The following is a 7,722-nucleotide window of genomic DNA, read 5'->3' as shown; positions in this document are numbered from 1 at the left end:
CCACGCGCCGCAGTGATATTGATTTCCGCCGCTTTCATCGCGCGCGGCATTGTGAGCGGATGATCAATCTCGTTTGGGACTGATGACATGACGACGGCGCAATAGCCAAACAGGCGGTTCGACCAGACAAATTTAAGAAATGCGTTCGTGACGAAGAACAACGTCACTATCAGTTTCACCTCCCAAACAATTTCGGGCACGTGATCAATGCTCAAATCGCCGGCAATACCGATCAATTGTTCTGTATTCCCAACCAGAGCAAGGATTCCGCCAATGGAAATCATACTTGCCGACGCAAAGAACGCCGTCCCTTGTCGCAGGTTTCCGAGAATGGTTGCGTCATAGATGCGCGGGTCGCGCGTGATCATCTGGCGCATCCATTCACGGCGGTATTCGGCCATGACCACAGAGACTGATGGGTTCTTTTCTGAGGGATGTTCAATCCGCCAACTTATGAGCAACCAAAGCAGGATCAACCCAATTATTGCGGAATAATCCAAGGGTGAAAACAGGGTAAGGCGGTCTAGCAATTCCATGCTTCTGTCATAGTCGTAAAAAAGACAGCTTGCCAATCTCATAAATTGGTTATATTTTATTACCAATTAGCCAAGGGAGCGAATTTCATGGAAATGCCAAACCCCAGCGACATCGTTTTGTCACGCAAGGACGAGCTGGTCGCGCGCCTGTTGGCCGTGCTCCCTGAAGATGCCGTGATTCACGAAGAATCCGAAACCCGCGCGTATGAGTGCGATGCGTTGACCGCGTACAAGTGTCCGCCGCTCTTGGCCGTTCTCCCCCGCAGCACTGAAGAAGTGTCGGGTGTCTTGCGCATCTGCCATGAGATGAACGTACCTGTTGTACCGCGCGGCTCTGGAACATCGCTTGCTGGCGGCGCGCTGCCGACGTCAGATTGCGTGATCCTTGGCATTGCGCGCATGAATGACGTGCTGGAAACAGATTATGCCAATCGCATCATTCGTGTACAAACGGGGCGCACAAATCTGAGCGTGTCTGGCGCCGTCGAAGAAAACGATTTCTTCTATGCGCCCGATCCATCAAGTCAGCTCGCCTGCGCGATTGCTGGTAATATCGCGATGAACTCTGGCGGTGCGCATTGTCTGAAATATGGGGTGACCACCAATAACCTCATGGGCGTGAAGATGGTGATGATGGACGGCGAGATCGTCGAAATCGGCGGTGCGCATCTCGACAGCAGCGGGCTTGACCTGCTCGGCGTTATTTGCGGTTCAGAAGGGCAGTTGGGCGTCGTCACCGAAGCCACATTGCGCATCCTGCATAAGCCCGAGGGTGCGCGCCCTGCCCTTGTTGGCTTTGACAGCAACGAGGTGGCAGGCGCCTGTGTGTCCGACATCATCAAAGCAGGCGTTCTGCCCGTCGCGATCGAATTTATGGACCGCCGTGTGATCGAAGTCGTCGAGAACTACGCGCAGGCGGGCTATCCCCTATGCGAGGCATTGTTGATCATCGAGGTAGAGGGGTCCGATGCGGAAATTGATGCGCAGCTCGCCTTGATCCGCGAAATCGCAAGCAAACATAACCCTGTTGAATTCCGAGAAGCGCGCGATGGCGATGAAGCCGCGCGTATCTGGCTGGGACGCAAGAGCGCCTTTGGTGCGATGGGGCAGATCAACGACTATATGTGTCTCGACGGAACTATCCCCGTTTCAGCCTTGCCCATGGTCCTAAGACGTATTGGTGAAATATCCGAAGAATTCGGGCTCGACGTCGGCAACGTCTTCCATGCGGGGGATGGCAATATGCATCCGCTGATCCTGTTTGATGCCAATAAGGATGGCGATCTGGAAACCTGCGAAGCGATGGGCGCGGAAATTCTTAAGCTTTGTGTGGAAGCGGGCGGCTGCCTCACGGGTGAACATGGCGTCGGCATCGAAAAACGCGATCTGATGCATGTGCAATATGACCCTGCGGACCTCGCGGCACAGATGGCGATCAAAGACGTGTTCGATCCAAAGTGGCTCTTGAACCCTGCTAAGGTCTTTCCGCTCGATGCCTCTGACAGCCGACGCGCTGTGTCAACGGCTGCCGAATAAAGCGGCGTCTGCTCAAGCGCTTTGCGCTCACCCAAGATTTTAAGGATCAAATAAGATGACCCCAACGTCTGAGGCCGAACTGGCCGAACTGATTTCTGCCGCGACGACCCCATTCGCCATTCGCGGTGGTGGAACCCGCGTTCTTAACGCTGACGATGGTCCTATTCTGGACACCACGGGGATGTCAGGTATCAGCCTTTATGAACCGGGCGCTTTGACCGTGGTTGCAGGATCAGGCACGCCTGTTCAAGAAATAGCCAATGCTTTGAAAGCAGAAAACCAAAGGCTCGCATTTGAGCCCCCGAATTTGAACGACGCTTTGGGCACAAGCGGCGAAAGCACTATTGGCGGCGTCGCAGCAAGCAACGCTTCTGGACCACGCCGTATTGCCGTCGGTGCCTGCCGCGATTTTATGCTTGGCGTCAGATTTGTGGATGGCGCAGGTAACATCGTTAAAAACGGTGGCCGCGTGATGAAAAACGTGACTGGCTATGATCTGGTCAAACTCATGAGCAGCGCACATGGCACGCTGGGTGTTCTGTCCGAAGTGTCCTTGAAAGTGCTGCCAAATGTGGAGTTTCAGGTCAGCCTTCGCTTGGCCGATCTTTCGGCACAACAAGCTATAGATGCCATGTCCTCAGCGCTTGGTTCTCCGTTTGAAGTGTCTGGCGCGGCCCGCGATGCCGATGGCAGCGTTCTACTGCGCTTTGAGGGTTTTGAAGCATCGGTGCGCTATCGCGCCGAAAGCCTCATGAAAAACTTAGCGGCGTTTGGCGCAATCGAGCAGATTGAGGATCAAGAAACATGCGAAGCGCTGTGGAGCGATATTCGCGATGCGCGCGCCTTTGCAAAGGGGCAAGGCGATCTTTGGCGCATTTCCGTCAAGCCAAGTGATGCTCCTGAATTCCTCGAGCAAGTACAGCCCAGCAAAACATTGCTTGATTGGGGCGGTGGGCTGATTTGGGCAGAATTGCCTTCTGGGACAGATATACGGGCGAAGATGACTGTCGCTGGCCATGCAACTCTTATGCGCGCAGGTACAGATAATTTTGCCAAGCTTGGACGCTTTCACCCTGAACCTACACCGCTCGCAAAGATCAGCGCTGATCTGCGTGCCCGTTTCGACCCAAAGGGTCTGTTCAATCCCGGATTGATGGGAGACCTCTCATGAGAACCGAATTCACCGATGCGCAGATGCAGGACCCTGCGATCAAGCGCTCTAACCAAATCCTGCGCTCCTGTGTGCATTGCGGATTTTGCACCGCGACCTGCCCCACCTACCAAGTCCTTGGTGACGAACTCGATAGCCCGCGTGGGCGCATCTACCTGATTAAGGACATGCTGGAAACGGGTCGCGTTCCCGATGCAAAGACCGTTGGCCATATCGACAAATGCCTTGGCTGTTTGGCCTGCATGAGCACCTGTCCCTCTGGCGTGCATTATATGCATCTGGTCGATCACGCGCGAAACTACATTGAAGAAAACTACAAACGCCCCTTGAGCGAACGGGCACTGCGTTGGGTTTTGGCGCAAATCCTTCCTTATCCGATGCGCTTCCGTGTCGCTCTACTTGGCGCGAAAATAGCGCGCCCCTTCTCAAAAATCATTCCAGACAAACGCCTGCGCGCAATGATTTCTATGGCGCCCAAACAGGTGCCGCCGGTGAGCCGCAATGATGACCCACAAAGCTTTGCGCCGGTAGAGCCGCGCAAGAAACGCGTGGCATTGATGACGGGCTGCGCACAACGCGCGCTCGACACGGATATCAACGACGCCACGATCCGCTTGTTGACGCGTTTGGGATGTGAGGTTGTTGTCGCCAAGGGGCAAGGATGCTGCGGCGCGCTGACCCATCACATGGGCAAACAAAGCGAAAGCCATGCAGCGGCCGCCAAAAATATTGCCGCATGGACGGCAGAAATGGACGACGGCGGCCTCGATGCGATCGTGATCAACACATCTGGCTGCGGCACGACGGTAAAAGACTATGGCCACATGTTTGCAGGCGATCCACTGGAAATCGACGCAAAACGCGTCGCATCTATCGCCAAGGATGTCAGCGAAGTGCTGAAAGACCTCGATCTGCCTGCTGGTGGGGCGCCTGATTTAACCATCGCCTATCATGCGGCTTGCTCGCTTCAGCATGGCCAACAAATCAAAACAGCCCCCAAAGATTTGCTCAAACGCGCTGGGTTTCGTGTGGTTGAACCAAAAGACAGCCATCTCTGCTGTGGCTCTGCGGGAACCTACAACCTGATGCAACCAGAGATTTCAACGCAACTCAAAGACCGCAAAGTCACTGAATTAATGGCAAAAAATCCAGATGTGATTGCGGCGGGCAACATTGGGTGCATGATGCAAATCGGCTCTGCAGCGGGAGTTCCTGTGGTTCATACTGTGGAGCTTTTGGACTGGGCAACAGGCGGTCCAAAGCCTGCAAAAATGTATGCAAACTACATCGCGTCAGACGTTCCTGTTTTGCGCTAAACGCCTTATTCTTGCCTCAACCTGTCCTTAGGACAGGCTTAGCATTTCGGAGGCAGCAATTTTGCGGATCGTATTTCTGGTCTTATTGTCACTGGCTGTCGCGCAAACGGCAGCCGCACAATCCAGCCCGTTGAAGCGTCTCAATACAGGCGATGAATCACGTGGTTGGGAAGCCGTTGGTCGGCTCGACGTTGAAGGTAAGGGTTTTTGCACAGGGGCGCTCATTGCGCCTGATCTTGTGCTGACAGCAGCGCATTGCCTGTTTGATCGAACCTCTGGCGAACGGGTAGATCATAATATCATGGAATTCCGCGCAGGGTGGCGCGACGGACGCGCTTCAGCCTATCGCAAGGTACGTCGCGCAGTCGTGCATCCGGACTATACATATGATGGAACGGCATCGACCGATCGGGTGCGCAATGATCTTGCCTTGATCGAGCTCGACAGCCCTATTCGCAATACTCAAGTTATCCCCTTTGAAACCGCCGAACGCCCTGCAAAAGGCGATCAAATCGGCATCGTGTCCTATGCTCTTGATCGTTCTGAAGCGCCGTCTCTGCAAGACACGTGCCATGTCATGGCACGGCAAAAGGGTGTTCTAGTCATGTCATGCGATGTGAATTTCGGCTCATCGGGCGCGCCAATTTTCAGCATTACGGACGATGTTGCCAAGATCGTTTCAGTCGTCTCTGCAAAGGCTGAGGTAAAGGGGATCCCCGTCTCTCTCGGCACCGCATTGGAAAGCCCGCTGGCGCGTCTGCGCGCCGAACTTGCCGCAGGACGCGGACGTTTTAGTGTTGCTGGAAATGCGGAAAGCCGTAGCTCGATTACGACAGAAGGGCGTGCAATATCGGGCGCTAAATTTGTCAAACCATGAGGCGGCTGATTGCTCTTATTTGCATCGCTTTGATGCCTGTTGCGGCACATGCCCAAAAGAGCACGTCGCTCACATCCCTAACCCAACGAGACGATTTCCTTGGGCTAGAAGCGGTAGGTCGGCTCGACACAGGTGCGAGCACCTGTAGCGCGACTTTGATCGCGTCGGACCTTGTCCTGACCGCCGCACATTGCGTCTACAAGAGCGGCACAAAGGAACAGTATCGCCCCGACGAACTGACCTTTCGCGCAGCGCTGACCAATGGCGAAGCCTTGGCAGAGCGCCGTGGCTATCGTCTCGCAGTCGACGCAGCCTATGACTTCCCCGGTCCATTGACGCGGGCGCGGGTCATTTCGGACATTGCCTTGATCCTTTTGGATGATCCCATTCCAACGTCCATTGCATCGCCATTCGCGCTCCACTCTGGCGACGCGATTGACGGACCCGTCAGCATCGTCTCCTACGGGCGCGGTCGCAATGAACAGATGTCATGGCAGCGTGCCTGCAATATCCTACAACGGGATCGCGGACTGGTCATTATGGATTGCGATGTCACGTATGGTTCGTCTGGCTCCGCCATTTTTGCACGTGAGAATGGTCGCTATCGCGTCCTCTCTTTGACGTCTGCTATCGGTCTATCAAACGGCAAACGCGTCGCTTTTGGTATGGAACTTGGAGCACGTGTCGAAAGCCTGAAACAACAGTTGCGCAATGCGCCTGTACGCAGGTCAACGGCCGAAAAACGTATCACCGTTGACAGCAGCAGTCGCCAAACGTCACAAGCGCGATTTTTGCGTGTAGGCGACTAAAAATTAGAAAAGGCTCTTGAAACGCCTTTTCACCGTTCCCACCTTTATTCCAACGCAGCGCCAAATCTGGGCTGCGTCACACTGGTCGGTCCCGAATGGGAAGGCCGCTAACATATTGTTATTGCTCAAGTGAGGATGACCCATGCGTACTTTTGACTTTGCGCCTATGCACCGCGCGACTATTGGTTTTGACCAAATTACTGACATTATGGACCGTGTTATGTCCAAGGACGTCAGCGCCAATACATACCCCCCATACAACATCGAAAAGACCGCTGATGACGCTTATCGCATCTCGATTGCTGTCGCCGGGTTCTCGGACGCTGATTTGTCCGTCGAAGTGAAGGAAGGCGCGCTCTTTATCTCTGCGCGCAAGGCCGAGGGAGACAGTGTTGAGCGCAGCTATCTGCATCGCGGCATTGCGACCCGCGCATTTGAGCGTCGCTTCCATCTCGCCGATCATGTGCGCGTCACCGGAGCCAGCCATGAAGACGGCATGCTCCACGTAGACCTGACACGGGAAGTCCCCGAAGCGCTAAAACCGCGCCAAATCGAAATTGCCCGAGCGGGCAGTGTCCAGAAAGATGTAGTCGAGGCAAAAGCCGTAAACTAGAAGGTTTCGATTTTAACTTTCAAAACGAGCTGCCACTTATCGCGTTGAAATCTTTGATTTCAGGCAGTGTTAAGTGGCTCAGATTAAATCTGACAACGCTTCAACGGTTTCTCCTACATCCCAGCGAAAGGCCCGAGCTCCTCCCACTCGGGCCTTTTTGCGTTTTACTGATCAAGCGAAGCCGCAAGGCGCATCAAGCGGATCGCCTCTGCGCGGTAGCCAAACGGATCATCTCTGCGTGATGTATTGGCGAGCGCGACCGCATTGTCGTAGGTCCATTCACCCAAGCGATCACTCTTGCGGAGCAGCTCAGCAAAACCCGCGATCGACGCCGCAAAGCGAAGCTCGCTATCGCCCTGCAAATCCGTCGCAATTGCTTGCTCGATCAGAACGCTATCTGTTGCGCCCGGTGCTTTGAACCGCAACTTCAGAAAGCCTAGCTCGTCCGACGCACCGCCAGTCACAACTTCACCATAGCGCAGCTCATCGATTTGCCCCGCATTGCCCACGGGCGTGATTTCATAGAGCGCCGTCACCTGATGGCCTGCCCCGATATCGCCTGCATCTACCTTGTCATTGTTGAAATCTTCACGGCGCAACGAACGGGTTTCATAGCCGATCAAACGATATTCAGACACGGTCGCAGGATTGAATTCCACCTGCACCTTCACATCATTCGCAATAGGGAAGAGCGCACCCGTCAATTGGTCAACTAGAACCTTCTGCGCCTCTGGAAGGCTATCGATGTAAGACGCATTGCCATTGCCGTTCTGCGCCAAGGCCTGCATCGTTGCATCATCCAGATTGCCACGACCAAAACCCAGGACTGACAGGTAAGTCCCGCTTTCACGTTCTTCGAAAATG

The 7,722-nt window shown here is 54.5% G+C and carries 8 protein-coding genes; 6 read left to right on the top strand and 2 right to left on the bottom strand.

The window, feature by feature from the left end; all coding sequences use genetic code 11:
* On the bottom strand, positions 1-536 hold a 536-nt coding region (locus tag ABJQ89_RS18865), incomplete at its 3' end, for a DUF599 domain-containing protein (protein WP_348497699.1).
* A gap of 87 nt (positions 537-623) precedes the next feature.
* On the opposite strand from ABJQ89_RS18865, the gene ABJQ89_RS18860 reads away from it, so the two are divergent.
* The 6 genes from ABJQ89_RS18860 to ABJQ89_RS18835 all read left to right on the top strand — a co-directional run bounded on the left by ABJQ89_RS18860 (position 624) and on the right by ABJQ89_RS18835 (position 6,858).
* Positions 624-2,072 (top strand): FAD-linked oxidase C-terminal domain-containing protein, encoded by a 1,449-nt coding sequence (locus ABJQ89_RS18860; protein WP_348497698.1) that lies wholly within the window; start codon positions 624-626, stop codon positions 2,070-2,072.
* A gap of 55 nt (positions 2,073-2,127) precedes the next feature.
* Positions 2,128-3,243: an FAD-binding protein gene (locus tag ABJQ89_RS18855; protein ID WP_348497697.1), complete on the top strand. Its 1,116-nt coding sequence runs from the start codon at positions 2,128-2,130 to the stop codon at positions 3,241-3,243.
* The gene (gene glcF / locus ABJQ89_RS18850; RefSeq protein WP_348497696.1) at positions 3,240-4,559 is read left to right on the top strand and encodes a glycolate oxidase subunit GlcF; all 1,320 of its coding nucleotides are present in this window, start codon (positions 3,240-3,242) and stop codon (positions 4,557-4,559) included. The genes ABJQ89_RS18855 and glcF overlap by 4 nt, the downstream gene beginning before the upstream one ends.
* Positions 4,560-4,617: 58 nt before the next feature.
* Positions 4,618-5,436: a S1 family peptidase gene (locus ABJQ89_RS18845; protein WP_348497700.1), complete on the top strand. Its 819-nt coding sequence runs from the start codon at positions 4,618-4,620 to the stop codon at positions 5,434-5,436.
* A gap of 32 nt (positions 5,437-5,468) precedes the next feature.
* Complete coding sequence (locus ABJQ89_RS18840) at positions 5,469-6,245, top strand: trypsin-like peptidase domain-containing protein (protein WP_348497695.1); 777 nt, start codon at positions 5,469-5,471, stop codon at positions 6,243-6,245.
* 142 nt (positions 6,246-6,387) lie between these two features.
* Positions 6,388-6,858: an Hsp20 family protein gene (locus tag ABJQ89_RS18835; RefSeq protein ID WP_348497694.1), complete on the top strand. Its 471-nt coding sequence runs from the start codon at positions 6,388-6,390 to the stop codon at positions 6,856-6,858.
* A gap of 164 nt (positions 6,859-7,022) precedes the next feature.
* Here ABJQ89_RS18835 and ABJQ89_RS18830 read toward each other — a convergent pair.
* Positions 7,023-7,722, bottom strand: a 700-nt coding sequence (locus ABJQ89_RS18830) for a YfbK domain-containing protein (protein WP_348497693.1), incomplete at its 5' end; no start/stop codon positions are given.

The sequence above is a fragment of the Planktotalea sp. genome (genome assembly GCF_039984035.1).
Taxonomy (GTDB): Bacteria; Pseudomonadota; Alphaproteobacteria; order Rhodobacterales; family Rhodobacteraceae; genus Planktotalea.
The sequence above is the reverse complement of the archived record's forward strand: the minus strand, read 5'-3'. Positions and strand labels throughout refer to the sequence as shown.

Coding starts and splice junctions, on each gene's coding strand:
- ABJQ89_RS18835 (WP_348497694.1), top strand. CDS start 6,388: ATGCGTACTTTTGACTTTGCGCCTATGCACCGCGCGACTATTGGTTTT.
- ABJQ89_RS18855 (WP_348497697.1), top strand. CDS start 2,128: ATGACCCCAACGTCTGAGGCCGAACTGGCCGAACTGATTTCTGCCGCG.
- ABJQ89_RS18860 (WP_348497698.1), top strand. CDS start 624: ATGGAAATGCCAAACCCCAGCGACATCGTTTTGTCACGCAAGGACGAG.
- ABJQ89_RS18840 (WP_348497695.1), top strand. CDS start 5,469: ATGCCTGTTGCGGCACATGCCCAAAAGAGCACGTCGCTCACATCCCTA.
- glcF (WP_348497696.1), top strand. CDS start 3,240: ATGAGAACCGAATTCACCGATGCGCAGATGCAGGACCCTGCGATCAAG.